We start from the raw sequence: 25914 nt of genomic DNA on the forward strand, positions 1-25914 counted from the left end.
CGGAAAGCCAGTATCAGGCCGGACATGGCTCGGCAACCTTCGGGTTTGTTTCGGCGCGCGACCCGACGAGGCTTGGCGCGGCGAGATCGGATATCAGCAAGATCAACGCGCCATCGCCGCCTCGAGCGTCCTGAAAATCCGATCGTCCCCGGACTGTGCAACGTTGAAGCGCAGGAACCGGCTGGCTGTCTGGGACAGGCTGAACGCATTGCCGGGTGCCAGCACGATCTTGGCGGCCAGCGCCCGGCGGGCCATTTCAGCCGCATCGACGCCATCGGGCAGGCTGCACCACAGAAACAGGCCGGCCGGCTGATCTATCCAGGGTGTGATGCCGATCGCTCGCAGACGGCCGCTTGTTTCGTGCATTGCGCGTGAAAGCCGCGCCCGCAACAAATCCATGTGCTTGCGGTAGCTGCCGTCCTTCAGCAGGGTCAGTACGAGTTCCGATGCAAGCCGACCGCCGCCGAAAGTCGTGGCGATCTTGAGGTCCGTGAGGCGCTCGATCCAGTCGCGGGGTGCCGCGATGAAGCCGCAGCGAACCGAGGCCGACAGCGTCTTGGAGAAGCTGCCGATATGGACGACGCGGCTCAGACCATCGAACGCCGCCAGCCTCGGGGCAGGGGTATGTTCGAAATCGGCGAAGATATCGTCCTCGACGATGGTCATGTCCGACTGGTCGGCGAGTTTCAGCAGCCGGTGCGCGGTGACCGGCGACAGGATCGCGCCGGTCGGATTGTGGATGGCGGAGTTGGTGATGTAGAGGCGCGGCCGATGCTCGGTGAGCGCCTGGGCGAACAGCTCGATGTCCGGCCCCGACGGCGTATAGGGAACGCCGACCACCTTGGCCCGGTGGGCGCGCAGCAGCGCATGGAAATTGAAATAGCAGGGATCGTCGACGAGCACCGTATCGCCGGGTTCGAGCAGCAGCCGGCACAGGAGGTCGATGGCCTGCGTGCCCGATTCCGTCAGCATGATCTGGTCGGGGGAGGCGTCGATGCCGTGCTCGGCCATGCGCCGTGCCAGAAGCTGGCGCAGTGGCGGCAGCCCGAGCGGCGTGCCGTAGTCGGCGAGCGTCACATCATCGGCGCGCGCCACTGTCCGCAGTGCTCGACGCAGCCCGGTCTCCGGCATCCATGAGGCCGGCAGCCAGCCGCAGCCGGGCTTCAGGACGTCGTCGCCGGCTTCCAGCGATTGGCGCGAAACCCAGAGCGGATCGACGGCGCGGTCCAGCCGAGGCCCGATCTCGGCCAGCGACAAAGGCGCCAACTGTCCGGCGGCATAGAAGCCCGAACCTGGCCGCGATCGGATCGTGCCTTCGGCTGCCAGCCGCTCATAAGCTTCGACCACGGTGGATTTGGAAACCTGCATGGACTGGGCGAAAGGCGCGGATCGAGGGCAGTCGCGCGCCTGGTGTCAGCGCGCGTGCCGCGATGCGTTGGCGAATGGAGGCCATTACGCCTTCGACAAGCGTTCCACCGCCGTCGAGCTTTATGGTTTGCTCGTCCATCTGTACTCCTCGTGAGGCCGTTACAGTTTTGTGGAATTGTACTGCATTGTCTCTGGCGACACCATGGGGCGGGCCCGATACAAGGCCCAACAGAAGAAGCCTGCAATGGACAAGACGGCGAGCGGTTGGGTGAGCGGTTTCATCGGCGTGTTGATCTTCAGTGGGTCGCTGCCGGCGACGCGCGTGGCCGTGATGGATTTCGACCCGATCTTCCTGACCTCCGCCCGGGCCGCGATAGCCGGCCTGCTCGGTCTGGCGCTGCTGCTCGTGTTTCGCGAGAAGCGCCCGGAGCGGGGAGACTTGCTGTCATTGGTGATCGTCGCGCTTGGCGTGGTGGTCGGTTTTCCCTTGCTGACCGCGCTGGCGCTGAAGCATGTCACCTCGGCGCATTCCATCATCTTTGTCGGCCTGCTGCCGCTCGCCACCGCGATCTTCGGCGTGCTGCGCGGCGGCGAGCGTCCCCGCCCGGCCTTCTGGCTTTTTTCGTGCATGGGCAGCGCGCTGGTCGCGGGTTTTGCCCTGTTTCAAGGGGTGACCGCTTCACCGGTCGGTGACGGTTTGATGCTGGCCGCCATCATCGTCTGCGGCCTTGGCTATGCCGAGGGTGCCGCGCTGTCGCGCAAGCTCGGCGGCTGGCAAGTGATCTGCTGGGCGCTGACATTGTCCCTGCCGATCATGCTGGTGCTGACCTTCGTGACCTTGCCGCCATCCTTCGCCGGAGTTGGCTCCAACGCCTGGATCGGCCTCGCCTATGTCTCGCTGTTCAGCATGCTGATCGGCTTCGTCTTCTGGTATCGCGGCCTGGCGCAGGGCGGCATTGCTGCTGTCGGGCAATTGCAGCTCCTGCAGCCGTTCTTTGGTCTGGGATTGGCGGCAACGCTGCTGCATGAGCAGGTCAGTCCGCTGATGGTCGTCGTCACGCTCGGCGTTGTGCTGTGCGTGGTCGGGGCGAAGAAGTTTGCGAGATAGAGGGTAGCTCCGACGCCGTTGCCTGCTAGAACTTCGTCACCACCCCAATGCCGATGCCCTCGAACCCGCCCATCGCTATCAGGGCTGCCGGTGCCTCTGCGAGGCTGATCTTCTTGCCGACCAGCAATTCGGGCTTCAGCTTTCCGGTGCGGATCATCTCCATCATCGACTGATAGCGGAAGGCCTGCATGCCGTGGCTACCGAGAATTTCCAACTCGAAGGCGATAACCTTGCTCATCGGCACGGGTGCCCTGGCATGGTCGCCAAGCATCAGGCCGACTTGCACGTGACGGCCGCGCCGGCGTAAATTCGAGATCGAGTTGAACGAGGTCGTCGGGTGGCCGAGCGCGTCCATCGACATGTGCGCGCCGCCATCGGTGATCTGCTTGACGGCTTTTACGACGTTGGGCGTCGTCGAAGCATTGATGGTCGCCACCGCGCCGACCTTGCGGGCAAACTCCAGTTTCTCGTCGGTGAGGTCGATGGCGATGACATTGGCGCCCATGGCGCTGGCGATCATGATCGCCGACAGGCCGACGCCGCCGCAGCCGTGAACGGCCACCCATTCGCCGGGCTTCACCCGTCCCTGGTCGACGATGGCCCGAAACGAGGTCACGAAGCGGCAACCAAGGCTGGCGGCGGTGGCGAATTCCATTTCTTCCGGCAGGCGCACGAGATTCGTGTCGGCGAAGTCGATTGCCACATATTCGGCGAACGAGCCCCAGGCGGTGAAGCCGGGCTGGAACTGATGCTCGCAGACCTGATGGTTGCCCGAGGTGCATTCGAAGCAGCGCCCGCAACCGCCGACGAAGGGCACGGTGACGCGATCGCCTGCCTTCCAGCGCGTCACGCGCTTGCCGGCCGCCACGACCACGCCCGCCAGTTCATGGCCGGGCACATGCGGCAGGCGGATATCATCGTCATGACCCATCCAGCCATGCCAGTCGCTACGGCACAGCCCGGTCGCCTCGACCTTGATGACGACACCTTCCGGAGCCGGCTTCGGGTCGGGAACGGTCTGGATCGTCGGCGTCTCGCCGAATTTTTCAAAGACAACGGCTTTCATCGGCAACTCCACCCAAGCGCAACTTCCGCGTTCAGCCGACGATAGCCGATTCCTTGTCGCATAGACTGGAAATCGATTCTGCCAAACGTTGGCCAGCCGGGATCGCCCTTCTACTCGGCATCGATCTGGTTCTGGGGAGCCGCCTTCTGGAAGGCCGGCAGCGCCATGCAGGCGGTATTGATGCGCGCGATCGTCGGGTAGGGCGTCATGTCGATGTTGAAGCGGGCATTGTTGGTGACCTGCGCGGCCAGACAGATATCCGCCAGGCCGGGAGCATCGCCATGGCAAAACGTCCTTGTCTCGGCCGAGGAAGCGAGGATCTTTTCAAGCGGCTGGAAGCCTTCGTTCACCCAGTGCCGGAACCAGTTGGAGATGTCCTGGTCACCCGCGCCGAACAAAGTTCGCAGCGACGTCAGCACGCGCAGATTGTTCACCGGATGGATGTCGCAGGCGATCATCTGCGCCAGCATCCTGACGCGCGCGCGACCCAGTGCATCCCGGGGGAGCAGCGGCGGCTCGGGCTTTGTCTCGTCGAGAAATTCGATGATCGCCAGCGATTGCGTCAACAGCGTGCCGCCCCATATCAGCGCCGGTACCAGTCCTTGCGGATTAACCGCCAGATAAGCTGGTTCCAGGTGATCGCCGTGGCGCAGATGATGCGGCACGTAATCGTAGGTCAGTCCCTTCATCTCCAGCGCGATCCGCACCCGGTAGGATGTGGAGGAGCGGTAGTAGTTGTGAAGGACGATGTCGCTCATTCGGCTGGCCCGATGGTCACCTCGATTTCGCCGATGCCGTCGACGCCGCCGGTGATTGTCTCGCCCGGATTGACCGGACCGACGCCTGCCGGCGTGCCGGTAAAGATCAGGTCGCCAGGCTTCAACTCGACCGCCTCGCTGCAGATCGAGACAATATCGGCGATCGGCCAGATCAGTTCGGCAAGGTCGCCGTCCTGCCTGATCTCGCCATTGACGGCGAGCCAGATGCTGCCCTTTTCAGGATGTCCGGATTTCGTGGCGGGAACGAGAGGGCCGCAAGGGGCGGAGCGGTCGAAGCTCTTCGACCAGTCCCACGGCCGTGCCGCCCTCTTCGCTTCCTCCTGGAGATCGCGCCGGGTGAGGTCGATGCCGACGCCGTAGCCCCAGATATGGTCCAGTGCCCGGCCAAGAGGAATGCGGAAGCCGGCCTTGCCGATGGCGACGACGAGTTCGATCTCGTGATGCAGATTCTCGGTCAGCGGCGGGTAGGGGATAACTGTGCCGGAATCGACCACCGCGTCGCCGGGCTTGGTGAAGAAGAAGGGTGGATCGCGTTCGTCATTTCCAAGTTCGCGCGCATGCGCCGCATAGTTGCGGCCGACACAGAAGATGCGGCGCACCGCGAAACGCTCGCTTGTGCCGGCGATGGCAACCGATGGCGTTGCGGGCGGGGGAAGGACGAACTTTGTCATGCGCGGTCTCTGCTTCAAATGTCGTGGGCTTGAGGTGGCGTGGCTGGCACATTCGACCGATTTGAACGACCGGGCAAGGCATGCGTTGGAGAAAGCGCCAACCGTCTCGTCCGGACAGAAGGTGATGTACTATTTGGCAATAATCTGGCCATGGTCAGGGGACTATCCTGCGCAAGTGCGAACTGAAGCGAGCCACATGACCACAGCCAACGACCGCGCCAGGTTTCTGATCATCGACGATCATCCGCTGTTTCGCGAGGCGCTGCACAGCGCCGTGCAGATGGCCTATCCGGAAGTCGATACGGTTGAGGCGCGCTCAATCACCGAAGCGCTGGAGCTGCTGGCGGATGCGAAACCCTTCGACCTTGCGCTTCTCGACCTCAGCATGCCCGACGTGCATGGCTTCGATGGCCTGCTGCAGCTCCGGACCCGCTATCCGCGCCTGCCGGTGGTCATCGTTTCAGGCTATGAGGAGCCGAAGATTATTTCCGAGGCACTGTCCTATGGCGCCGCCGGCTTCATCCCGAAATCGGCGCGCAAGAGCGATCTTGCCAATGCCATCCGCTCGGTGATGGAAGGCGCCATCTACGTGCCGGAAACCTATGAGGGCCAGCCGCCGGATGCCGAAAGCACTGACCGCGCCGAGATGGTGCAGCGGCTTTCCACGCTGACGCCGCAGCAATTGCGGGTGTTGCAGATGCTGCGCCAGGGCCTGCTCAACAAGCAGATTGCCTACGAGCTGCAGGTCGGCGAAACCACGGTCAAGGCGCATGTCTCCGAGATCCTGCGCAAGCTCAACGTCTACAGCCGCACGCAGGCGGTGATCGAGGTGTCGAAGCTGGATAATGCGGAGCTGTTTCGAGATCAGGCGGGGTTTTGAGCCTTGGTCCATTGAGGTTGGGCATATTGCGGGCGCAGGCTCAAAAATCTTCTGGGCTGTTGTTTATTCTGTATTTTGACCTGAGAGCGTCTTAAAAACATTGCCGTAAACATCGTCAATTTTCAAATTCTTTCTCTCAAAATAATGTTCGACAACCTCCATCATCCAGTTGGCTATGGATTCTTCCTCGACCCACCGCTTCCGGGTTACAAGGCCCCATAGAAGAAAAAGGAGGTCACGGTCGTAGTTGTATTCCCTGGCCATTTTTTCGTATAATAAATTTAGGAAACTCCCGTAGGATTCTTTGTTTTGCTCCTTTAAATCGAAATTTAAATTGTATCTTATCGTGTCGATAAAGAAGGAATATCGGATGCGGTCGACTTCAGAGAAGTCATCCTCAAGCGCGTCGGTAATTTCTGCAACAAGCGCTTTAACGACGTGGTCAATTTGAAATCTGTTCAACAGGTAGATCACGTCTATTTCAGTCTGGCCCATCATCGCAACAGTCGGTGATTTGGAAGAGGGCCGGCTTGGCTTCCTACTGAGCATGTGTTTGCCGATAAACCCTTTCCAGTCAGTCATGGCCTGGCTCTTCCTCTCTTTTGTTGGGTTTAGCGAAAGGTCTTAGAGTCTGACTCATAATATTTCTGATGGATATCATGGATTTGCGATGCGCCGTGTCATGAGTTGAACGGATGCGAGGAGCAGCCAAGCCGTGGAGCTTTCGATGGTCTGCTCGAAGTCCTTGGACAGGCGTCGGTTGCGGCCGAACCAGGCGAAGGTTCGTTCCACCACCCACCGGCGCGGGAGCAGGACGAAGCCTTTTGCGGCGTCGGATCGCTTGATGATTTCGAGGGTCCAGCCACCTTTTCCCCTGAGCGCGGTCTGGAGTTTTTCACCGGCTTAGCCGCCATCGGCGAAGACGTGGCGCAGCCAGGGAAAGCTTTCCCGAATAGAAGCCAGAACCTCGGGGGCGCCGTCTCGGTCCTGGATGTCAGCGGTATGGACGATCGCGCCGACCAGCAGGCCCAAGGTGTCGGTCAGGATATGGCGCTTTCGGCCTTTGATCTTCTTGCCCGCATCGTAGCCACAAAGCCCGCCGCTTTCAGTGGTTTTCACGCTTTGGCTGTCGATTACGCCGGCGCTGGGCGACGCCTCCCGACCTGCGGCGACACGCACGGCCATCAGCAGCAGGTGGTTGATCGTGTTCCAAAGGCCGCTGTCGCGCCAAGCGTAGAAATAGCGCTGCACCGTCGATACCGGCGGCAAGTCCCTGGGCAGCATTCGCCAAGGCAGACCGCTACGCAGCACATAAAACACGCTCCATGATAGACCGCTGCGACCATTTCGGCGGGCGGCCAAGCGCCGAGCGAGGCGGAAGCAGCGGTTCCAGAACCATCCATTCCGCGTCCGTCAAATCGCTTGAATAACGTAGTCCCTTTCGGGCATGCTTGGCGCGGGTGATATCAGTCCACATGTGATGCTCCGTCGAGGCTTCGCAACTCCGATTGAATCACAAGTCATTGATATCACCCAACTTCTTTTTGGGTCAGACACTAAGCCAGCAAATGCGCCAGCAGCGCCCTCAGTTGCGCCGGCTTCAGCGGCTTGCGCATCAGTTCGATGCCGGCGGCGCGGGCTGCCTTCGCCACCACTTCCGAACTGTCGGCGGTAACGATCAGCGCCGGCAGGGCGCGGCCGAGATAGTCGCGGACTTCGGCGATGGTGGCGGTGCCGAGGTCGCCGCCGTCGAGATGCTGGTCGGCAATGACGATGTCGGGCACCCAGTCGGTGTCGCCGAGCAGGTCGAGCGCGTCGTCTGTCGAGGTGGCCGCGCGCACCAGGCATTGCCAGCGCTCAAGCAGGAACGTCATCGCCTGCAACACGTCGGCGTCGTTCTCGACCAGCAGCACCTTGGTGCCGAACAGGCCGTAGCCGCGTGGCCGTTCCATGTCGGCGGCATTGGCGATGGCGTCGGCGCTGGCACCGATGCCCACGGGAACATCGATGTGGAAAATCGTACCGCGCCCGACTTTCGACGAAAACGTGACGGGATGGCCGAGCGCTCCGGCCATGCGGCGCACGATGGCTAGGCCGAGGCCAAGGCCACCGCCGGCCAGTTCGGTATCGGCGGAGTTGGTGCCGCGATGGAATTCCTCGAATACGGCTTCGCGCTGCTCTTCTGGAATGCCGCAACCGGTGTCGGCGACATCGATGCGGATCGTGTCGCCGCGATGCCTTGTGCCGACCAGAACGCCGCCCGCGCGGGTGTAGCGCAGCGCATTGGAGAGGATGTTCTGCAGGATGCGGCGCAGCAAGGTGCGGTCCGAACGAACGACCGCGTTCACCGGCCGGAATTTCAGCGACAGGCCCTTCAGTTGCGCCACCGGCAGGAAGTCCGAACGCAGCGACGAGAACAGCGTCTCCAGGCTGACATCGCCGATATCGGGCTGGACGACGCCGGCGTCGAGCTTGGAGATGTCGAGCAACGTACGGAGCAGATCCTCCATCGTCTCCAGCGACCGCTCCACCTGACGGACCAGTTTCTTGCCCTCGTCGCTGGTCTGCACCTCGGCCAGCGCCGAGACCGAGAGATGCGCGGCATTCAATGGCTGCAACACGTCATGGCTGGCGGCGGCGAGAAACCTTGTCTTGGACAGGTTCGCCAGTTCGGCGTTTTCCTTGGCGGCGCTCAGGTCGATGTTCGACTGTTCCAGCCGGCGCAAGGTTGAATGCAATTCGTCGGTGCGTGTGCGCACCCGGTTCTCCAGCGAAATGGCTGTCTGGAACAGCGAGAACGCATTGCCTTGCTGATCCATGGACCGCTCGACGCGGCTGACCAGCGCGGCGTTGATCTTCTTCAGCTTCTCCAGGTCGTTGATGTCCTTTAGCGGCATGCGAATGTCCTATTCGGCCGCCTGGCGTTCGCCGAAGGCGATGCCGGTGAAAGTCTGGTTCAGGTGCATGGAGCGATATTGCTCGCCATAGGTGCCGAAACCAATGACATTGTTGACCCGGTAGAGCTCCGAAATGTCGCGAAAAACCTGCCTGTTGCGAGCATCGAGCCGCCTCAGCACGCAGTCGAAGCCGAGGATCATATCGATGCCGCCCAGCCTTTCCTCGGCATCCTTGAGGGCGGCCCGCGTCGATTCCACCATGCCCTTGGGCTGGGCTATGGAAAGCACCACGCCATCATCTATGGCGCAGAAGAAGGACAGCGAGCCGTCCGGGTGCATCTTCTGGATCGAGCGGCAATAGTATTCGCCGCCCACCTTCACCACCACCGGATGCGACGCAAAGCTCAGCGGCGTCAGCGTCCGCGGCATGATGCCGACGGCGGCCGCGTATTCCTCCGCCGCATTGGTGGCGTTGAACTCCCGCACGATGCGATGGTCGGGATCGGATGCGGTGACCACCAGCTTCTCGTCGGTGGGAACAAAATTGTCGGTCTTGAAGACGTGGAAGGGAATGTCGCTTGCGATCAACACGATGATGGCGCTGTCGGAGGTGACCTTGCCGTTGGAAATCAGTCGCGTGGTCTCGAATTTCAGATCATCGCCGGCCGAGCCGCCAATCAGCGGAATGTCGTCGAGGCCCCAGTGGATGGCTGAAGTCACCGCCTCCTCGGCATAGGACAGCCCGTCGATGAAGCAGAGTGCAAACGTGTCTTTCGTATGCTCCCGACCCGTGCGCCCGCGAAGCGACCGCCTCAGCCCTTCCACTTCGCCGGTGATCCTGTCCATCCCCGACGAGGACAAGTCATCGACCATCGCGCTGACCGCAGTGAACGACGCGGATGGCAGCAGCATGGCGAGCACGTGGCCATCCTCCAGGCCCTGCGGCGTGATTTCACCGGCTGTCGAACAGCCCGCATAGTGCAGTGCCGGCGCATGAGCGCGGAGCGCGTCGGACAGGGCGGTTGCATCGATTAGGCTCTGGGAGAAAAACAGCAGCGCGAAGCCGGCATCGATTGCCGCGGCTTCCACCGCGATCGCCTTGGCGAACGCATCCATGTCGGGCTCGTCGGTGGTGAGCACCGACAGGCCGCATGCATAGCTAGTCCTTGAACTGGCCAGCGGCTTCCTCCGCATTTCCTCCGACGCTCGTTTATACGCAGCTATTTTTACTTGCTTCTGGCGCGCGGGCGTCGAGCGGCATTGTTGTCTCCAGGCCACGGTTTGGCAATGGGTCGATTGGGTGCCGTGTTCGACGCATAGCCATGGCCGAAAGTACAATGTGCCGGGTTTCCGCCGCGCTGTTTTTCATGCGTTATGCAGTATAAGAATAACGGATCGCCGAAGCACCAGCATGGCGTCGGCACGTGATGACCAAGGTTGTACCCAGGGAGGAATCATGTCGGACGTATCGTTGACGGTGAACGGGAAGCGGGTGAGCGGCGTTGCCGAGGACCGAACGCTCCTGGTTCATTTCTTGCGGGAGAATCTCGGCCTCACCGGCACGCATGTCGGCTGCGACACCTCACAATGCGGCGCCTGCGTCGTGCATGTCGACGGCAAGGCGATGAAGTCCTGCTCGATGCTTGCCGTACAGGCCTCCGGATCGACCATCGTCACGATCGAAGGCCTGGCCAATGGCGCCGACCTGCATCCGGTGCAGGCGGCCTTCAAGGAACATCACGGACTGCAATGCGGCTTCTGCACGCCGGGCATGATCATGACGGCGACCGACATGATCAACCGCCATCCCGAAGGCCTCGACGAGGCCACGGTGCGCGCCGAGCTCGAAGGCAATATCTGCCGCTGCACCGGCTACCACAACATCGTGAAGGCGATCCTCGCCGCATCGAAGACGATGTCCAAGGGCGCGAAGAGCAAAGCCAGGCAAGCTGCATAGGGCTAACGGAGTAGGCAATAGGGAGTAGGGCAACGGCCATACGGAACCAGGAGCCCCTTTTCACTACTGCCTTATGCCCTACTGCCTAATCCCTTAAATTCGGAGGAATTTCTGATGGGTATTGAAGGTGTTGGCGCTCGGGTCGCGCGCAAGGAAGACAAGAGATTCATCACCGGCGCGGGCCGCTATGTCGACGACATGGTGGTTCCCGGCATGAAGCATGCTGCTTTCGTGCGCAGCCCGCACGCGCATGCGCAGATCAAGAAGATCGACGTCAAGAAGGCGCAAGCGATGCCTGGCGTCATCGGCGTGCTGACCGGCAAGGAGCTCAAGGCCGACGGCATCGGCAACCTCATCTGCGGCTGGATGATCCATTCCAAGGATGGCTCGCCGATGAAGATGGGCGCGTGGTCGCCGCTTGCCTTCGACAAGGTCCGCTATGTCGGCGACGCGGTAGTCATCGTCGTTGCGGAGACCAAGAGCCAGGCGCGCGACGCGGCCGAAGCGGTCGAGATCACCTACAAGGAACTGAAGGCCGTCGTCGATGCTTCCAGGGCGATGGACAAGGGCGCGCCGCAGATCCATCCCGAAGCCGAAAACAACCTGATCTTTGACTGGGATATCGGCAATGCCGACGACACCGCCTCCGCCTTCAAGAAGGCGGCTCATGTCGTCAAGATGGACATCATCAACAACCGGCTTGTTCCCAATGCCATGGAGCCGCGCGCGGCTCTGGGGCACTACGACAAGGCAGAGGACCATTACACCTGCTGGACGACGTCGCAGAACCCGCATGTCGCGCGGCTGGTGATGAGCGCCTTCTACAATGTCGCGCCGGAAAACAAGCTGCGCGTCATTGCGCCGGATGTCGGCGGCGGCTTCGGTTCAAAAATCTACATCTACCCGGAAGAACTCGTCTGTCTGTGGGCGTCGAAGAACCGGCGTGCCGGTCAAATGGGTGGCCGACCGCACCGAAAGCTTCCTCACCGACGCGCATGGCCGCGACCATCACACCCACGCCGAAATGGCCTTCGATGCCGACCACAAGATCCTTGGTCTCAAGGTCGAGACGCAAGCCAATCTCGGCGCATACATGTCGCTGTTCTCGTCGGCGACGCCGACCTATCTCTACGCGACGCTGTTGTCAGGCCAGTACAACATCCCGGCGATCCACGCCAATGTGAAGGCGATCTACACCAACACCGCACCCGTCGATGCCTATCGCGGGGCGGGGCGGCCGGAAGCGACCTTCGTGATGGAACGGATGATGGAAACCGCCGCGCGCCAGTTCGGCGTTTCGCCGGCTGACCTGCGCCGCAAGAATTTCGTCACCTCGTTCCCGCACCAGACGCCGGTCATCATGTGCTACGACGCTGGCGACTATGCCGCCTCGCTCGACGCGGCGATGAAGGCTTCCGACTATGCCGGCTTTGCCAAGCGCAAGTCCGCCGCCGCCAAGAAGGGGCTGCTGCGCGGCATCGGCATGAGCTGCTACATCGAGGCCTGCGGCATCGCGCCGTCGGCGGCGGTCGGCTCGCTCGGAGCCGGCGTCGGCTTGTGGGAATCGGCCGAGGTGCGCGTCAATGCCGTCGGCACGATCGAGGTGCTGACCGGCTCGCACAGCCACGGCCAGGGCCATGAGACGACCTTCGCGCAACTGGTCAACGAGCGCTTCGGCGTACCGATCGACAGCGTGTCGATCGTCCATGGCGACACCGACAAGGTGCAGATGGGCATGGGCACCTACGGCTCGCGCTCGGGCGCGGTCGGCATGTCGGCCATCGTCAAGGCGCTCGACAAGGTCGAGGCCAAGGCCAAGAAGATTGCCGCGCACCTGCTCGAGGCCGACGAAGGCGACATCGTCATCGAGAACGGCGCGCTGAAGGTGGCCGGCACCGACAAGAGCGTGCCGTGGTTCCAGATGGCGCTGGCCGCCTATACCGCCCACAATCTGCCGGGCGGCATGGAGCCGGGCCTGAAGGAGACGGCATTCTACGATCCGTCGAATTTCACCTTCCCGGCCGGCTGCTACATCTGCGAGGTCGAGGTCGATCCAGAAACCGGCACGACCGAGATCATCCAGTTCGTCGCCGCCGATGATTTCGGCAACATCATCAACCCGATGATCGTCGAAGGCCAGGTGCATGGCGGCATCGCCCAGGGCGTCGGCCAGGCTTTGCTGGAGGGCGCGTATTACGATCCCAGCGGCCAGCTTCTGACGGCGAGCTACATGGATTACACCATGCCGCGCGCCGGCGACCTGCCGTCGTTCAAGGTCTCGACCTCGAACACGCCATGTCCCGGCAATCCGCTGGGCATCAAGGGCTGCGGCGAAGCTGGCGCCATCGGCTCGCCGCCGGCGGTGATCAACGCCATCACCGACGCCATCGGCACCAACGATCTTGCCATGCCGGCATCGCCGTCCACCGTGTGGGCAGCGATCCGGGCGGCGACGAAACACTGAGGGAGGAAGCCCATGTATTCGGTCAACTATCACCGCGCCGCCTCGGTCACGGATGCCGCCAAGCTGATCAAGACCGGCGACGCCAAACTGCTGTCGGGTGGCATGACGCTGATCCCCGCCATGAAGACGCGGCTTGCTGCACCTTCAGACCTGGTCGACCTGTCGCGGATCAAGGAACTGCAGGGCGTCAAGGTGTCGGGCAGGACGGTCACCATCGGCGCAGGCACGACGCATTTCGATGTCGCCCATGACGAGAAGCTGAGGAAAGCCTGTCCGGCGCTTGCCCATCTGGCATCGCTGATCGGCGATCCGGCGGTGCGCTATAAGGGCACGATCGGCGGCTCCATCGCCAACAATGATCCGGCGGCGGATTATCCGGCGGCGATGCTGGCGCTGGGCGCCACCATCGTAACCAACAAGCGGGAGATCGCCGCCGACAAGTTCTTCAAGGGCCTGTTCGAGACGGCGCTGAAGGAAGGTGAAATCGTTACCGCGGTGACCTTCACCGCGCCAGCGAAGGCGGCCTATGAGAAGTTCCGCAATCCTGCGTCACGCTATGCTATCGTTGGCGTGTTCGTGGCCAAGGGCAAGGACGGTGTCAGCGTTGCCGTCACGGGGGCCGGCGACGACGGCGTCTTCCGTTCGAAGGAGATCGAGGCCGCACTTGCCAAGAGCTTTGAAGCTTCCGCGCTCGAAGGCATGAAAGTGCCGGCGAAGAACCTCATGACCGATATACACGCTTCCGCCGAATACCGCGCCAATCTGATCGCGGTGATGGCCAAGCGCGCGGTGGCCGCCGCCAACGCCTGAGACTGGCTGTACAACAAAAGGGGCTCCGCGGCCCCTTTTTGTTTGCCGGCTTATTATCGGTCGATTCTGGCGCGTCTACGCCTTCAACTCTCGCAGATAGTAGCGCACCGCTTTCTTGCCACCATGGATCACCGCGTCGCCGACCTCGGCGAAGCCGAGTGCGGCGTGGAAGGCATCCGATGCCGGATTGGGCGGTTCGGCATTCACCTCGCAGGTGACGATCGCCTGACCGGCGCGCGAGGCATGGTCGAACAGATCCTGATAGAGCCTGCGGGCGTGGCCGCGACCGCGCGCTTCCGCCGCGACCACGACGCGGTCGACATAGACGAAACGCTGGTAACGCTCGCGAAACCAAAGGAAATTCGGACTGTCGTAGCGCGCGTCCTGATCGAAGGTCATGATGAAGGCCTCGATGCTGCCGATGCGGCGTGCGTAGAACGCTTCGCCGATCAGGAAGGAGAGGCGCTCTGGCTCCAGCCACGACAACTCAGCCGCATGCTCGTTGTTGAGCGCGAGGATCGCCGCTTCGTTTTCTAACGACACGCGGTCGATCAGGGTGGAGGCGGTGGTCATGCCTTGGCTGCCGCAATGGTTGCCGCCACGAGGTCTGTGTCGGTCAAGGTGTTGCGATACTCGCGGTCAAGGTCCGAACCGCCCATGCCGACATGAGCGTTGCGGTAACTCATGCCGCTCGCCACGTCCTTGAGCGCGGCGAAATGCATTTCGGACAGTCCGGTGGTTTTGCGCACCTCGGCGATGTTGTGCAGGTCCAGCGCTCCGCAACCAAGGATGATGATGCGATCGCCCGCCTGCCGGACCAGATCAGCCAACAGGCCCTTGCCCTCGACGGCGGTATCGCGCTGGCCGCTGGTCAGCACGCGGCCGACCTTGCAACGGATCAGCGCTTCAAGTGCCTCGACCGGATCGCGCGTCATGTCGAAGGCGCGGTGGCAGGTGACGTTCAGAGGGCCGGCGGCTTCGGTCAGTTCGGCCATGCGCTGTTCGTCGATTGTGCCGTCGGCATTGAGGCAACCGAAAACGACGCCGGCAACACCGAGGTCGCGCAGCGCAATGACATCGGCGAGCATCGAGTGGTATTCAGGTTCGCTGTAGAGAAAATCGCCACCGCGCGGCCGCACCATGACGTGAAACGGTATGGTCGCCTGGTCAAGTGCCGCACGCACGGTGCCGAGGCTTGGCGTGATGCCGCCCTCGACAAGGCTGGCGCACAGTTCGACCCGGTCGGCGCCAGCGGCTTGCGCGGCCAGAAGGCCGTCAATGCCCTCGACGCAGATTTCGATCAGCGGCAGGCGAGGTTCTTTGGTCAAGGGGGCGGTCCAATCCATGATTTCGTCGCCAGCCCTAGCATCGGGCCGATTGCCGCGAAAGCGCGAACAGCGCGTCGCCGCTTGGGCCAAGCTGCAACTCCCGGCGTTTGAGTTGCTCGATGCTTTCGGCGAAGGGCGCTACTGGCGCAGAATCGTATTCTTGGCGCCTTCCTCGACCTGATCGATCACCAGCAGCTTGACCGGGCCGTCGCCGACATTGGTCGCCTGATGCCACTGGCCGATCATTTCGATGATGAAATCGCCGGTCTTGTAGGTGTTGCTCTTGCCGGTCTCGACATTGGTGACCTGAAGTGTCCCGGCCTCGACATAGGCGTAGCGGGGGAAGGGGTGCTTGTGCACCGGCAAGGTGGCGCCCGGCGCGATGTCGTAGGTAGAAACCAGCACCTGCACGTTCTTCTGCGGCAGGGTGATCGGTTGACCGGATGCCGTCGTGGTGCGCGACGCCAGTGGGGTCACGACAACCGGCGTGCCGGTGCTATCCAGCGCCAGAACGGCATTTGCATAAAGCGCTGCCGCCACCAGCAGCGTCGATGCCAGGATTTTGCGCATGATTCCTCCCCAAACCATGCCACCATCGCGCGGGGCGCGGCCACGCGCAAGCTCGTCGAGGTCACAGTCAAGGACTAATAGCAACCGACTCCCCGTCGCGGGTCGGCGCTACACAGGACTTGGTCGTGTTGGGCCGGGTTTCTGTTTACCCGGCCCGCCGGCACTTCAGGCCGGCTGACGCCCTGTAGGCGGCAAGCCACACCCAGTGCGAAATGCGTGGATCAGGTCGGAGCCTTGCCACCGTTCTTCTTGCAGGCGGCGCGGAATTTCTCGCGATCCTTGCCGTGCAGGCCCTTGGCATCGGCCAGCGTGGAGCACTGCTTCGAAATCGCGGTTTGCGCGGGCGTCATCGGCGTTGCCGCCTTCTTCATCGGCGCCGTTGTGGCCGGTGCGGTCGCCGGTGCCGTCGCCGGCGCGGTTGCCGTGGCGGCCATGGCTCCGCCCGACACGAGCGCAGCCAATGCGACAGAAGCCAAGATGGTAGTCAACCTCATTGCGATCTCCTTTGGTAATCCCCCAATGGCGACGCTAGCATCGGCCCAGAACACCAGCAATGCTGGGGTTTCGCCGATCCGGCGCAGGGTCATCACGATTTCGTGGTGACGTCAGGTTTTCGTTTGGTTCAGCTGAATTGGGAGCCGGCAAACCGCTGGCGGCGGCATCTCCAACAACGCCGAGAAGGCAAGCGTTGTTCGAACGGATCGACCCGTATGCCAGGTTCACCAGACAAACGGTCGGTCAAGCAATGACGAAAAGTCCAGTCACGGCTCCAGATCAGGCTTCAGGCGATCTATCCTGATGGACGCAGGCATCGGTCTGCTTGCAAAACCAAGACAGTCAGTTTGTATTCAAGACAAGAAAGCCTGCCTCTTAGCGCAGGGATGGCGCGGACCATTGCCGCTTCAGCGAGATCTCGAGGCTCATAAGGCTCATAAGGCTTTGAAAAGATTTGGCTCCCCGGGCCGGACAAGTTCGGCAAATCGAACCGGAGAAATTAAGGCCTAAAAGACGTTATATTTCAGATGCTTAAGTCTTATGCCTCTTCCGAGGTGTCACCGTGTTGGTGTACCTGTATGGGTAGCAGTGGTGTACCTTAAGCGTCAAGCCTTGATCCATCGCGAGTGAGCTTCGGACCCAAAACCTTGTCTTGTTGCGCACTCCATTTGCGCCAGTACCTTGCGACTTTCACGTCTGTGAATTGCTGCTGCCAGATCGCGGCCTCATCGGCATCCACTTCCTCAATCCAAGCCACATGCCGTTCGCACCAGTCCTGCAGGCTTCCTTTCCTAGCGGGACGTAGGGCTTCCTCACCCTCTCTGGGTTCTTCTTTCAAAGTCACGTCTATTCCCTTCATGTTGTGCGCACTGCTGGGGTGCAGGCCGTATATGCCGCGATTGGCACTCTGGACGCAATGGAAAATTGACTTAACTTGCTGATATAATTACATTATCTCCGCTAGTGGACTAACTCCACAAGGGGAGACGCCTACCGATGTGGCAGGGCTGCGCCAAACGTCGCCAAGGTCGCCCCATCAAGATAGTCGCGGGGAAACCTCAGTGCCACTCAGCGCAGCCTCTCCGGGGTGGGAAACGATTAGCTCAACTCGTTACCGCGCCCGCTTCGATGAACCTGACGGGCAACGTTGCTCCGATTTCTGCAGCATTCCCCGGCAACAGCCGTTCAAGAGCCTGACGGGTCCTGAAATAGGACTGAGGTCGCCATGCCGGGTGGCCACCCCGCGTTCCTGACCTGTGCTGGATGATCCATTGGATTTGGTTGCGACACTCGATGATCCGGGTCGCCTTGGCCTCGCTGAGGTCCCACCTCAGGACCACGCGCGAATAGTTGTCTGCTTCCTCGCAGGCCGGATTAAGGGCGCGAGGGGTTCTGGTTTTGCTCACTGTCTGAATTACCTTCCTATTGATGTTGATATTGATGTTTTCCGGGCTGCCGAGGCTGCGGCAGACACGATGAAGCAGTCCGGGGGAACGATGTGCCTCCAGACCAAAGCGCCGCTGGGCGCAGGGTGTTTGGTGTGGCTACTTGTTCCGGGGCGCAAACTCCGGGAGGTTGCCAACCATTGTGCTGACGGCGGTTGTGATCGGGATCGAGTTGCCAAAAGGAAGGACCCGGAACAGAGCCCGAGCTTCCTCCTGCGACCACCTACGATCCTGAGCCAGAGCAGTGAGACTCCGGAAGGCCAGCATCAGGTCGTCCAAGCCACCCGTGGTGGGGTTGCCGAACATCATGTTGCTTGTCTGTCCGGTAGTTCGCGTGTGGCTGAACACCGCGTCCTGACCCCCAAAGTACAATCCGGTGTCGATGAGCATGGGCAGCACGGACGAAGCGCCTGCTCTCGCAAACGCCGCCGTTCCAATCTTTCCCCAGCTCAACCTATCCGCCAGCCATTCCTTCCTGTCAGAACGGCCGATTGCAGCGATCTTCTGCTGCACGACATACGACAGGCCGGCGAAGCCCATGGTCGCGGCGAGTGCCTTAGCGGCAACCGGATCGCGCATGTGCATCGACTTCAGGGTGTTCTTCTCCCAAGCGCCAACCATGAACGAGCGGAACTGCATGAGCAGCTTGGCAGCGGGATGAGACATCCACATAGCCATGTTGCCGATGTCGTTCTTCTGGATGATCGTGTTCCCGAGGCGATAGGCTGCCTGACGGAAAGCTTCGGCTGCCTCCTTGTCTTGCCACTTGGCGAAGTGAGCGCGGGCGACCTTCTTACCGGTGAGCAGGCTCTTGCTGTACTCGAAGTTGCCGGGCTCCTTGAACGCCTTAAGGACGCGGGCTGTCATGTCCTTGGACAGGCCCAGGTCGGCGATCCGGGCGGCAGACATCATCTTGCCACCATGCGCCATGTCGGCGAAGCGCTGGACGATGGAGGCTGCCGTCCACCGGTAGAGGGCGACGTTTGCAGTGGTCAGGCCTGAGGACTCCGAGGTGAACCTTCCGGCCACGTTCAGGGCATGCTCAGCCTTGTCTCTCCAGCTCCCTGTTGGTGCATCGTGGATGCCTGTCAGGTCGTCGAAGCGGTACTCTGCGGACGCCGTCAGGCGCTCGCCGCCGAACCCACTCCAGACCTCAATGTCATTGGCCTGCTGCCGGTTTTTCGGACACCCGGTTAAGCTAGCATAGCTTGCTCCTCGAACTCGTTGGGGCTGAGATAGCCCAGCGTCGAGTGCCTTCGCCGAGGGTTATAGAAGCATTCGATGTAATCGAACACATCTGCCTTGGCGTGATCCCTCGTCCTGTAGACCTTGCGGGCTGTCCGCTCGGTTTTGAGCGACGAGAAGAAGCTCTCCATCGCAGCATTGTCCCAGACGTTGCCGGACCGGCTCATCGAGCAGGTAATGCCGTGATCGGCCATCAGGCGCTGGAACTGCTCGCTCGTATATTGCGACCCCTGGTCCGAATGATGGAGCAGGCTGTCTGGCTTGCCTCGGCGCCAGATCGCCATGATTAGGGCGTCGGTGACGAGTTGGGCCGTCATCTTCGGCCTTCATCGCCCAGCCGACGACACGCCTGGAGAACAGGTCGACGACCGCCGCAACATAGAGCCATCCTTCGGCGGTCCAGATGTAGGTGAAGTCGGCAATCCACTTCTGGTTCGGAGCAGCAGCTTCGAAGGCGCGATCAAGGAGATTGTCCGACACGGCGGCTCGCTCGCCAGTGTCCTTCGGTAGCCCGCGGCGCCGAGGCCGGGCACGCAAGCCGTTCTCCCGCATGAGCCTCTCGACGCGATGAAGACCGCAGGAGACTCCCTCAGCCAAGACGTCGTGCCAGACGCGACGGGCGCCATAGGTGCGGTCGCTGCTCTTGAAGCTCCGGTCGATCCTGGGAACGAGCATCTCGTCGTGCTGGGACCGGGCGCTGGGGCTGCGGTTGAGCCAGGCATGGAAGCCTGAGCGCGACACATCCAGCGCATTGCACAGCCATGCCACCGGCCAGATCGAACGGTGCTTCGCGATAAAGGCGAACCTCATATCGCATCCCTCGCGAAGTAGGCTGCGGCCTTTTTTAGGATGTCGCGCTCCGCCTTCAGCTTAGTAACTTCCCGACGCAGCCGGTCAATCTCCTGCTGCTCAGGCTTCATTTGACCATGGCCGGGAAAGGCATGCTGCGGGTCAGCGCTCGTCTCGCGGACCCACTTGCGCAGCACATTCTCATGGAGATCCAAATCACGGGCCGCCTGCGCCACCGCAACGCCCCGATCCTTCACCAATCTCACCGCCTCAAGCTTGAACTCGCGGCTGAACTTCCTTCTCTGCATTCCCACTCTCCAGTTCCGTTAAACACCTTATCTCGGTGTCCACGAAACCGGCAGCAGGCCATCTTCGTTTCATCGGCGCCAACGCGCTCTTTGAGATAGAGCCTCTTGGCATCCTCTAGGGTAGGGGCTGGCGTGCCCGATGGGTTCAGCAGAAGCGCGCGTGCCAATGCGGCGTCTGCCTCGGTCGGGAGGAAATCAGGGACTTCGTCATCATCGTCGATGCTGTCGAAATTGGGAACGTACATGCGGGCAAGCTCCTCGACAGCCTTCAATCTGGCCTGCCAGTCCGTGTCATGATCGATCTCGTCGACAGACGGGAAGTCGCGGTCTTGGCGGAAGCCCATCTTGCGGGCAGAAGTTATGCCGTCACGGAATCGACCCCATTCTGTTGGGGCAGGCCCATTGGATCGCGTGACTGCGTCGGACAAAAGCTTCTCAGCTTCAGCATGGACCCTCTTATACCGGGCCAATGCTTCGGCCTCGGTTTTCCCAAGTGGTATAACGATCTCACCTCGACCGAGGAATGCCTTGAGGGCAGGGGGGACTTTACGCCGATAACGCCATCCGGCCTTGCCACGCTTTTGGAGATATTGCACTTCAATCAGCATTCCTATGTACCCTTCGGTGTACCTGAAGGTGTACCTCGGCGGAAGCGCAAACCCTTGCAACTGTTGGGATATAAGGCTTTGAGGCGTTAAGTGGCTCCCCGGGCCGGATTCGAACCAGCGACCAACCGGTTAACAGCCGGTTGCTCTACCACTGAGCTACCGGGGAACAGTCGCTCTCTTGTGAGTGTGGCAGCCTATAGCAAACCCGTTTCAGCTTTGCAAAGAAGCATTTCGTATTTTTTGTCAGGTTTTTCATCATGCGATTTCTCGCAATCATCTGCTGACGCCCTCATATGAGCCTTTTGAAGGCGATTGTGGATCCAAAAGGTGGTTGCGGCCTTGTGTTCCTGATCTCCGGGATTTGTGAAACGCGGTTAATTCAATCGACATGACGGCAAACGACACTCAGGCACCAGCGCGGAAGATTTCGATTCTTGGCCGCGAGTTCACCATGCCGCGCTCGCGCGGCCTCAGAATCACGATTGGCGTGCTGCTCGCGCTTGGCGGGATTCTCGGTTTCCTGCCGATCCTGGGCTTCTGGATGGTCCCGCTCGGAATACTGGTCCTGTCCTATGAGTTCGCGGTGATACGCCGCCATCGACGTCGATTCGTCGTGTGGTGGGAGCGACGCCGCCGGCCCAATCAATGATTGTGCCGGCGAGGAACCTGGGCCGCTCCTGGCTGCTGATACTCGTTGTGGCTCAGCCCGGCAGGCGCGCCCGGTCCTGCGAATGGTTCTGGACGCCGGGCTCTGTGTTCGGACCAGGGGTGCCCTTGCGGGCTGAACGTCTTTCCAATCCCTCACGGATTTCCTTGAGCACGGCGGCAACCGACGCCAGCCGATCGCGAGGCGGCAGGCGACAGGCGGCATGCGCGCCCCATGCCAAGGCGGTCGATGGCGTGGTGGGCAAGCTCCTTGCATCTCAACAGGGAGTGTTCGTGCGACTTGTCCTCTGCATTGCCCGGCTTCGCATGACGCATGGCGCGGCCCTCCTGCTTGCTCCACGTAATCCTTGCCAACGCGGTTTCTCGCGACTTGAGGCCATGGATGACAACCGGCTAATGGGCGGATGGGCAGGCAAGCAGCGGCGTTTCAACGCAAGCGCTTGTCCGTGGCCGAGGAAACCGCTGGGAATGCACCTTCGCCGCTTGACGGCATTTTCGCCGCAACCTATTGGAACCGGGTGGAACGCCGGGAGCAATGAGGCCTCGTGGCGGAGTGGTTACGCAGAGGACTGCAAATCCTTGCACCCCGGTTCGATTCCGGGCGAGGCCTCCAATACCCGGGCTCCCGCGCGTCAGCGCCGGAGCGCGACGTTCCGGTCGAAATGAACCGCGGTTTGTGCGCGGCAAGCGGATTGGTTGGGACATGAGCGCTGATTTCTCCGAACGCCGCGTGAAGATGGTGGATGGCCAGGTCCGCACCACCGACGTGACCAGCACGCCTCTGCTCGACGCCATGCTTTCCATACCGCGCGAGGCTTTTGTCAGCGCCGGCCAGAGCGATCTCGCCTATATCGACGAGGATATCCGCATCGCCAGCGGGCCCGATGGCGCGCGCTATCTCATGGAGCCTTCGCCTCTGGCCAAGCTGATCCAGCTGGCCGAGATCAATCCAGGTGATTCGGCGCTCGATGTCGGTTGCGGCACTGGCTATGCCGCCGCCATCCTGTCGCGGCTGGCAAAGTCGGTTGTGGCGCTTGAAAGCGATTCGACCCTTGCTGAATCGGCCACATCAACGCTTTCGGCGCTGGGCTGCGGCAATGTCACCGTGGTCAAGGGGGCCTTGGCCGAAGGTCATGCCGGCAAAGCACCGTACGATGTCATTTTCATAGGCGGCAGCGTTGAAAAGGTGCCCGCGCCGTTGCTTGAACAGCTTGCCGAAGGCGGCCGTCTCGTTGCCGTTGAAGGGCAAGGGAATTCCGGCGTGGCTCGACTGTTTTTCAAGGCTGGGGGGGTTGTAACCGGAAGACGCGCGTTTAATGCGGCAATAAAGCCACTACCGGGATTTGAACGTGCTCACGCCTTCGAATTCTGAGTAATTTTGCCTTGCAGCCAATGCGCTGTCATGGTCGCTTGCGTTAACAATCGTTGCTGATCCGTTTATCCGGGGTGATCTGGGCTGACAGCAGGGAACGTCAAAACGCGGTGCCGACTGCTCGAATTTGAGAGAGGCCGGCGCGGCGCAGTTCCCATGTTAAACGAATGAGGGATATACCGTGCCGTCTGTACGCAAGAGTCTTTTCGCCGCCGTCCTGTTCTCCGCGACAGCGCTTTCTCCCCTGGCCGCCTCGGCGGAAACCATCCTTGGAGCACTTGCAAAAGCCTATCAGAACAATTCGCAGCTGAACGCGGCGCGTGCCGGCGTCCGCGTCACGGATGAAGGCGTGCCCTTGGCCAAGTCTGGCTGGCGGCCGACGATCAACGGCTCTTCGAGCATAGATTACACGAAAACAAACTTTCCCGGCGGTCACCTGAGCGCGACGACCGCCAATTTCGGCATCCAGATCAACCAGACCCTGTTCGACGGATTCCAGACCAGCAACAATGTGGCGTCGGCCGAGGCCCAGGTCCGGGCGTCCGTTGAAAGCCTGCGCAATACCGAAGAGAACACCCTTTTCAACGCGGCAACCGCGTATATGGATGTGATTCGCGACCGGCAGATCGCGGTGTTGACCGAGCAGAACCTGCAGTTCCTGACCGAGCAGGCGCGCGCCGCGCGTTCCCGATTCGAGGTCGGCGAAGGCACTCGTACCGACGTTGCGCAGGCGGATGCGTCCCGCGCGTCGGCGGTGGCTCAGCTCAGTGCCGCCCGTGCACAGGCGCTGTCCAGCGCCGCGACCTATCACCAGATCATCGGTGATGAGCCGGGCAAGCTCAAGGGTGCTTCGCCGCTGGCAAAGCTGCTGCCGGGCAGCCTCAATTCGGCGATCGGGGTCGCGTCGAACGAGCATCCCGCCATTCTCGCCAACCAGCATCTGGTCGATGCGGCGGGCTTTTCCGTCAAGTCGGCGGAGGGGGCGCTGTTGCCGCAGCTGTCGGCCTCGGCGGGCGTTTCCGACACCTACAATCAGTACAGCCCGTCATCTTTGTCGAACCCAAATGGCAATTCGACCTCTGCCAATATCGGCGCGACGCTGACCATTCCGATCTATTCGGGTGGCCGCACCGAGGCCACGGTGCGCAGGTCCAAGGAATCGCTGGGCCAGGCGCGGATCGAGGTTGACGTCAGCCGCGACCAGGTGCGCCAGGCCGTGACCGCGGCCTGGACGCAGTATACGGCGGCTCAGGAAAGCGTCGCCGCCAACAAGCAGGTCATCGATGCCGCCCAACTTGCGCTGAACGGCGTCATCGAGGAGCGCAATGTCGGCCAGCGCACCACGCTCGACGTCCTCAACGCGCAGGCGGCCGTCATCACCGCCAAGATCAACCAGGCCGGTTCCGAGCATGATGTGGTGGTGGCGAGCTATGCCATCCTGTCGGCCATGGGACGCCTGTCGGTCGACCGCCTTGGCCTGCAGGTGACGAAGTATCAGCCCGAAGAGCACTACAACGCCGTCAAGGACAAGTGGACCGGCCTGCGTACGCCGGACGGTCGCTAGTCAACCCGCCTTCCGGTCCTGGGCCTTTGCGCGCCGGGCAGGACGGTTATGCAGCCAGATGCCGATAGAATGTTCTTTCGGCACCCTGGCGTTGGGTAGGGAGCCGTCCTGGTTCCGCATTGCGCGGGAATGCCCGTGGAAATGATCGAAGCCGCTTCCCATTGGGAACGCTGACCCAGGCAAACAGCCAGACCGTCCGTTGCTCTAATCTGTTGAAATCCAACATGTCTCCACATTGGGGATTCTCGTGGCGCGATCCGTCGGTTACGCTGGCGCCATGATTCGAATCCGGCCTTTTGCCGGACGGGAAATTTGCAACGAGTCACAAGGGCGGCGGATGTGACGATGGCGACGGCAAGCAGCGCACAGCGCGAACCTTCCATGGAAGAGATACTGGCCTCGATCCGCAGGATCATCGAGGACAGTGATACCGGCCGCAAGCCCGCGGGCGAACCAGATGAACTGCGTCAGGATATCGAGCCGGAATCGGCTTCGGTGCAGGATGTGGACGCATTCCGCGCCGAGCTGCGTGGTGGATTGGATGTCAGGAAGCCGGTGACCCTGGCGGAAGTCCAGGCGCAACTCCCTGCCGCTGAACCGATCGTCACTCGCATCGAGACGCTGGTTCGTTCCGATCTTGCTTCGGTGAGAGCTCCGGCAACGCTGGCTCCCGCAGCCCAGGCGCCCACGACATTGGCCGAGGTGAGCGCCCGGGTTGATGCCGCTCCCGCAGCCAACGCCGATATGCCTGCCGTCGCGAGGATGTCGGAGACGAGCGACACCATCGTCGCCGATTGGCGGCGCGATATTGCAGCGGTGGGCGACGCGATCAGGGCCTCGACATCGCTGCCGGATGCGGCCACTACGCGCCGGGTAGCTGCCGCCGAGCCGGTGGTAGCGGTTCCCGACAAGGGATCGACGGTTGAACCGGTCCTGGAATCAGCGCCGTCGCGCACTGGGGCGGCATGGCCGGCAACGGCCGAGGCGTCCGTCCGTCCGGCGATCGTGTCGGAACATACAGGGCGTCAGGTGGCTGCTGCTTTTGGCGAGTTGTCCGATGCGTTCGCCAGCCGTAGCAAGAAGACCTTCGACGAGATGGCCGAGGAAATGATGCGGCCGATGCTGCAGGACTGGCTGGACAACAATCTGCCGACGCTGGTCGAGCGCTTGGTGCGCGAAGAGATCGAACGCGTGGCGCGCGGCGCGCAATAATTTCCTGGACAATTCCAGGCTGAAAGCGCCGCCCTTGTGCGGCGCTTTCTCTTTGGTGTTCAGCCGTTCTTGGCCGCGAAGGCGATCAGAGCGCTCCCCCAAGCAGACAGATATTTCAGGCTGACCGGCTTCAAACTGTGGACCGTGTACGACGTGTTTTTTAAGTTCGGCGTTCCCACTACGGCCCCGATTGCCCAGCCTGCGGAAAGCCATGCCGAACACCGCGTGCGAAATTCTGTGCCGAGTGCGGACATGGCCTTCCGTTGAAATGAGCAGAGCCAAGCCTATTTGCCGTTGATGAGCCAAGGCAGT

Annotated in this window: 21 protein-coding genes, 2 tRNA genes and 4 pseudogenes; 10 read left to right on the forward strand and 17 right to left on the reverse strand. The window is 61.6% G+C overall.

Annotated elements, in window-relative coordinates; translation table 11 throughout:
* Positions 1–102 precede the first annotated feature (102 nt).
* Positions 103–1507: pseudogene (locus tag LGH82_RS01025) on the reverse strand (PLP-dependent aminotransferase family protein).
* 105 nt (positions 1508–1612) lie between these two features.
* Here LGH82_RS01025 and LGH82_RS01030 point away from each other — a divergent pair.
* Positions 1613–2476 (forward strand): DMT family transporter, encoded by an 864-nt coding sequence (locus LGH82_RS01030; RefSeq protein ID WP_227346918.1) that lies wholly within the window; start codon positions 1613–1615, stop codon positions 2474–2476.
* Between the two features lie 25 nt (positions 2477–2501).
* Here the strand turns inward: LGH82_RS01030 and LGH82_RS01035 are convergent, their stop codons facing one another.
* From LGH82_RS01035 to LGH82_RS01045, 3 genes are all read right to left on the reverse strand, one after another.
* On the reverse strand, positions 2502–3542 hold the full coding sequence (locus LGH82_RS01035) for a zinc-dependent alcohol dehydrogenase family protein (protein ID WP_227346919.1): 1041 nt from the start codon (positions 3540–3542) through the stop codon (positions 2502–2504).
* A gap of 110 nt (positions 3543–3652) precedes the next feature.
* Positions 3653–4300: a maleylacetoacetate isomerase gene (gene maiA, locus LGH82_RS01040; RefSeq protein WP_227346920.1), complete on the reverse strand. Its 648-nt coding sequence runs from the start codon at positions 4298–4300 to the stop codon at positions 3653–3655.
* On the reverse strand, positions 4297–4992 hold the full coding sequence (locus LGH82_RS01045; protein WP_227346921.1) for a fumarylacetoacetate hydrolase family protein: 696 nt from the start codon (positions 4990–4992) through the stop codon (positions 4297–4299). Before LGH82_RS01045 ends, maiA begins: the two co-directional genes overlap by 4 nt.
* A 196-nt stretch (positions 4993–5188) precedes the next feature.
* On the opposite strand from LGH82_RS01045, the gene LGH82_RS01050 reads away from it, so the two are divergent.
* On the forward strand, positions 5189–5872 hold the full coding sequence (locus LGH82_RS01050; protein ID WP_227346922.1) for a response regulator: 684 nt from the start codon (positions 5189–5191) through the stop codon (positions 5870–5872).
* A gap of 63 nt (positions 5873–5935) precedes the next feature.
* Here the strand turns inward: LGH82_RS01050 and LGH82_RS01055 are convergent, their stop codons facing one another.
* From LGH82_RS01055 to LGH82_RS01070, 4 genes and pseudogenes are all read right to left on the reverse strand, one after another.
* The gene (locus tag LGH82_RS01055) at positions 5936–6454 is read right to left on the reverse strand and encodes a hypothetical protein (protein ID WP_227346923.1); all 519 of its coding nucleotides are present in this window, start codon (positions 6452–6454) and stop codon (positions 5936–5938) included.
* A gap of 75 nt (positions 6455–6529) precedes the next feature.
* Positions 6530–7349, reverse strand: a pseudogene (locus LGH82_RS01060) (IS5 family transposase).
* Between the two features lie 79 nt (positions 7350–7428).
* The gene (locus LGH82_RS01065) at positions 7429–8769 is read right to left on the reverse strand and encodes a hybrid sensor histidine kinase/response regulator (RefSeq protein ID WP_227346924.1); all 1341 of its coding nucleotides are present in this window, start codon (positions 8767–8769) and stop codon (positions 7429–7431) included.
* 9 nt (positions 8770–8778) lie between these two features.
* Complete coding sequence (locus tag LGH82_RS01070) at positions 8779–9963, reverse strand: FIST signal transduction protein (protein WP_227346925.1); 1185 nt, start codon at positions 9961–9963, stop codon at positions 8779–8781.
* 262 nt (positions 9964–10225) lie between these two features.
* On the opposite strand from LGH82_RS01070, the gene LGH82_RS01075 reads away from it, so the two are divergent.
* The 3 genes and pseudogenes from LGH82_RS01075 to LGH82_RS01085 all read left to right on the forward strand — a co-directional run bounded on the left by LGH82_RS01075 (position 10226) and on the right by LGH82_RS01085 (position 14000).
* Complete coding sequence (locus tag LGH82_RS01075) at positions 10226–10726, forward strand: (2Fe-2S)-binding protein (RefSeq protein WP_227346926.1); 501 nt, start codon at positions 10226–10228, stop codon at positions 10724–10726.
* A gap of 114 nt (positions 10727–10840) precedes the next feature.
* Positions 10841–13190 (forward strand): annotated as a pseudogene (locus LGH82_RS01080) (xanthine dehydrogenase family protein molybdopterin-binding subunit).
* A gap of 12 nt (positions 13191–13202) precedes the next feature.
* Positions 13203–14000: an FAD binding domain-containing protein gene (locus LGH82_RS01085; RefSeq protein WP_227346927.1), complete on the forward strand. Its 798-nt coding sequence runs from the start codon at positions 13203–13205 to the stop codon at positions 13998–14000.
* Between the two features lie 75 nt (positions 14001–14075).
* Here the strand turns inward: LGH82_RS01085 and LGH82_RS01090 are convergent, their stop codons facing one another.
* The 8 genes and pseudogenes from LGH82_RS01090 to LGH82_RS01125 form a co-directional block, all read right to left on the reverse strand.
* The gene (locus LGH82_RS01090; RefSeq protein ID WP_227346928.1) at positions 14076–14573 is read right to left on the reverse strand and encodes a GNAT family N-acetyltransferase; all 498 of its coding nucleotides are present in this window, start codon (positions 14571–14573) and stop codon (positions 14076–14078) included.
* Positions 14570–15346: a copper homeostasis protein CutC gene (locus tag LGH82_RS01095; protein ID WP_227346929.1), complete on the reverse strand. Its 777-nt coding sequence runs from the start codon at positions 15344–15346 to the stop codon at positions 14570–14572. The genes LGH82_RS01090 and LGH82_RS01095 overlap by 4 nt, the downstream gene beginning before the upstream one ends.
* A gap of 120 nt (positions 15347–15466) precedes the next feature.
* A complete protein-coding gene (locus LGH82_RS01100) occupies positions 15467–15898 on the reverse strand; it encodes a cupin domain-containing protein (protein ID WP_227346930.1) in 432 nt (143 codons plus the stop codon).
* Between the two features lie 221 nt (positions 15899–16119).
* The gene (locus LGH82_RS01105; protein ID WP_227346931.1) at positions 16120–16392 is read right to left on the reverse strand and encodes a hypothetical protein; all 273 of its coding nucleotides are present in this window, start codon (positions 16390–16392) and stop codon (positions 16120–16122) included.
* A 1545-nt stretch (positions 16393–17937) separates the two neighbouring features.
* The gene (locus LGH82_RS01110) at positions 17938–18867 is read right to left on the reverse strand and encodes a hypothetical protein (RefSeq protein ID WP_227346932.1); all 930 of its coding nucleotides are present in this window, start codon (positions 18865–18867) and stop codon (positions 17938–17940) included.
* Between the two features lie 164 nt (positions 18868–19031).
* Positions 19032–20180, reverse strand: a pseudogene (locus LGH82_RS01115) (IS3 family transposase).
* Complete coding sequence (locus LGH82_RS01120; protein ID WP_227346933.1) at positions 20135–20788, reverse strand: DUF6538 domain-containing protein; 654 nt, start codon at positions 20786–20788, stop codon at positions 20135–20137. Before LGH82_RS01120 ends, LGH82_RS01115 begins: the two are co-directional and overlap by 46 nt.
* 91 nt (positions 20789–20879) lie before the next feature.
* A tRNA-Asn gene (locus LGH82_RS01125) sits at positions 20880–20954 on the reverse strand.
* A 222-nt stretch (positions 20955–21176) separates the two neighbouring features.
* Here LGH82_RS01125 and LGH82_RS01130 point away from each other — a divergent pair.
* On the forward strand, positions 21177–21437 hold the full coding sequence (locus tag LGH82_RS01130) for a hypothetical protein (RefSeq protein WP_227346934.1): 261 nt from the start codon (positions 21177–21179) through the stop codon (positions 21435–21437).
* Positions 21438–21489: 52 nt separating this feature from the next.
* On the opposite strand, the gene LGH82_RS01135 is transcribed toward LGH82_RS01130, so the two are convergent.
* Positions 21490–21699, reverse strand: a complete 210-nt coding sequence (locus LGH82_RS01135; RefSeq protein ID WP_227346935.1) for a hypothetical protein — start codon at positions 21697–21699, stop codon at positions 21490–21492.
* A gap of 294 nt (positions 21700–21993) precedes the next feature.
* Here LGH82_RS01135 and LGH82_RS01140 point away from each other — a divergent pair.
* The 4 genes from LGH82_RS01140 to LGH82_RS01155 all read left to right on the forward strand — a co-directional run bounded on the left by LGH82_RS01140 (position 21994) and on the right by LGH82_RS01155 (position 25602).
* Positions 21994–22067, forward strand: a tRNA-Cys gene (locus tag LGH82_RS01140).
* Between the two features lie 90 nt (positions 22068–22157).
* Entirely contained in the window at positions 22158–22826 is a 669-nt protein-coding gene (locus tag LGH82_RS01145; RefSeq protein WP_227346936.1) for a protein-L-isoaspartate O-methyltransferase family protein, read from the forward strand.
* Positions 22827–23007: 181 nt separating this feature from the next.
* Positions 23008–24390 carry a TolC family outer membrane protein gene (locus LGH82_RS01150; RefSeq protein ID WP_227346937.1) on the forward strand — a complete coding sequence of 461 codons (1383 nt, stop codon included), beginning with the start codon at positions 23008–23010 and terminating at the stop codon, positions 24388–24390.
* Positions 24391–24735: 345 nt separating this feature from the next.
* Positions 24736–25602 carry a PopZ family protein gene (locus LGH82_RS01155; protein ID WP_227346938.1) on the forward strand — a complete coding sequence of 289 codons (867 nt, stop codon included), beginning with the start codon at positions 24736–24738 and terminating at the stop codon, positions 25600–25602.
* Positions 25603–25914 lie beyond the last annotated feature (312 nt).

The organism is Mesorhizobium sp. PAMC28654 (assembly GCF_020616515.1).
Lineage (GTDB): Bacteria > Pseudomonadota > Alphaproteobacteria > Rhizobiales > Rhizobiaceae > Mesorhizobium.

What these genes read in the sequence shown, in the direction of transcription:
- LGH82_RS01030 (WP_227346918.1), top strand. Translation starts at nt 1,613, where the DNA reads ATGGACAAGACGGCGAGCGGTTGGGTGAGCGGTTTCATCGGCGTGTTG.
- LGH82_RS01035 (WP_227346919.1), bottom strand. Translation starts at nt 3,542, where the DNA reads ATGAAAGCCGTTGTCTTTGAAAAATTCGGCGAGACGCCGACGATCCAG.
- maiA (WP_227346920.1), bottom strand. Translation starts at nt 4,300, where the DNA reads ATGAGCGACATCGTCCTTCACAACTACTACCGCTCCTCCACATCCTAC.
- LGH82_RS01045 (WP_227346921.1), bottom strand. Translation starts at nt 4,992, where the DNA reads ATGACAAAGTTCGTCCTTCCCCCGCCCGCAACGCCATCGGTTGCCATC.
- LGH82_RS01050 (WP_227346922.1), top strand. Translation starts at nt 5,189, where the DNA reads ATGACCACAGCCAACGACCGCGCCAGGTTTCTGATCATCGACGATCAT.
- LGH82_RS01055 (WP_227346923.1), bottom strand. Translation starts at nt 6,454, where the DNA reads ATGACTGACTGGAAAGGGTTTATCGGCAAACACATGCTCAGTAGGAAG.
- LGH82_RS01065 (WP_227346924.1), bottom strand. Translation starts at nt 8,769, where the DNA reads ATGCCGCTAAAGGACATCAACGACCTGGAGAAGCTGAAGAAGATCAAC.
- LGH82_RS01070 (WP_227346925.1), bottom strand. Translation starts at nt 9,963, where the DNA reads ATGCGGAGGAAGCCGCTGGCCAGTTCAAGGACTAGCTATGCATGCGGC.
- LGH82_RS01075 (WP_227346926.1), top strand. Translation starts at nt 10,226, where the DNA reads ATGTCGGACGTATCGTTGACGGTGAACGGGAAGCGGGTGAGCGGCGTT.
- LGH82_RS01085 (WP_227346927.1), top strand. Translation starts at nt 13,203, where the DNA reads ATGTATTCGGTCAACTATCACCGCGCCGCCTCGGTCACGGATGCCGCC.
- LGH82_RS01090 (WP_227346928.1), bottom strand. Translation starts at nt 14,573, where the DNA reads ATGACCACCGCCTCCACCCTGATCGACCGCGTGTCGTTAGAAAACGAA.
- LGH82_RS01095 (WP_227346929.1), bottom strand. Translation starts at nt 15,346, where the DNA reads ATGGATTGGACCGCCCCCTTGACCAAAGAACCTCGCCTGCCGCTGATC.
- LGH82_RS01100 (WP_227346930.1), bottom strand. Translation starts at nt 15,898, where the DNA reads ATGCGCAAAATCCTGGCATCGACGCTGCTGGTGGCGGCAGCGCTTTAT.
- LGH82_RS01105 (WP_227346931.1), bottom strand. Translation starts at nt 16,392, where the DNA reads ATGAGGTTGACTACCATCTTGGCTTCTGTCGCATTGGCTGCGCTCGTG.
- LGH82_RS01120 (WP_227346933.1), bottom strand. Translation starts at nt 20,788, where the DNA reads ATGCTGATTGAAGTGCAATATCTCCAAAAGCGTGGCAAGGCCGGATGG.
- LGH82_RS01130 (WP_227346934.1), top strand. Translation starts at nt 21,177, where the DNA reads ATGACGGCAAACGACACTCAGGCACCAGCGCGGAAGATTTCGATTCTT.
- LGH82_RS01145 (WP_227346936.1), top strand. Translation starts at nt 22,158, where the DNA reads ATGAGCGCTGATTTCTCCGAACGCCGCGTGAAGATGGTGGATGGCCAG.
- LGH82_RS01155 (WP_227346938.1), top strand. Translation starts at nt 24,736, where the DNA reads ATGGCGACGGCAAGCAGCGCACAGCGCGAACCTTCCATGGAAGAGATA.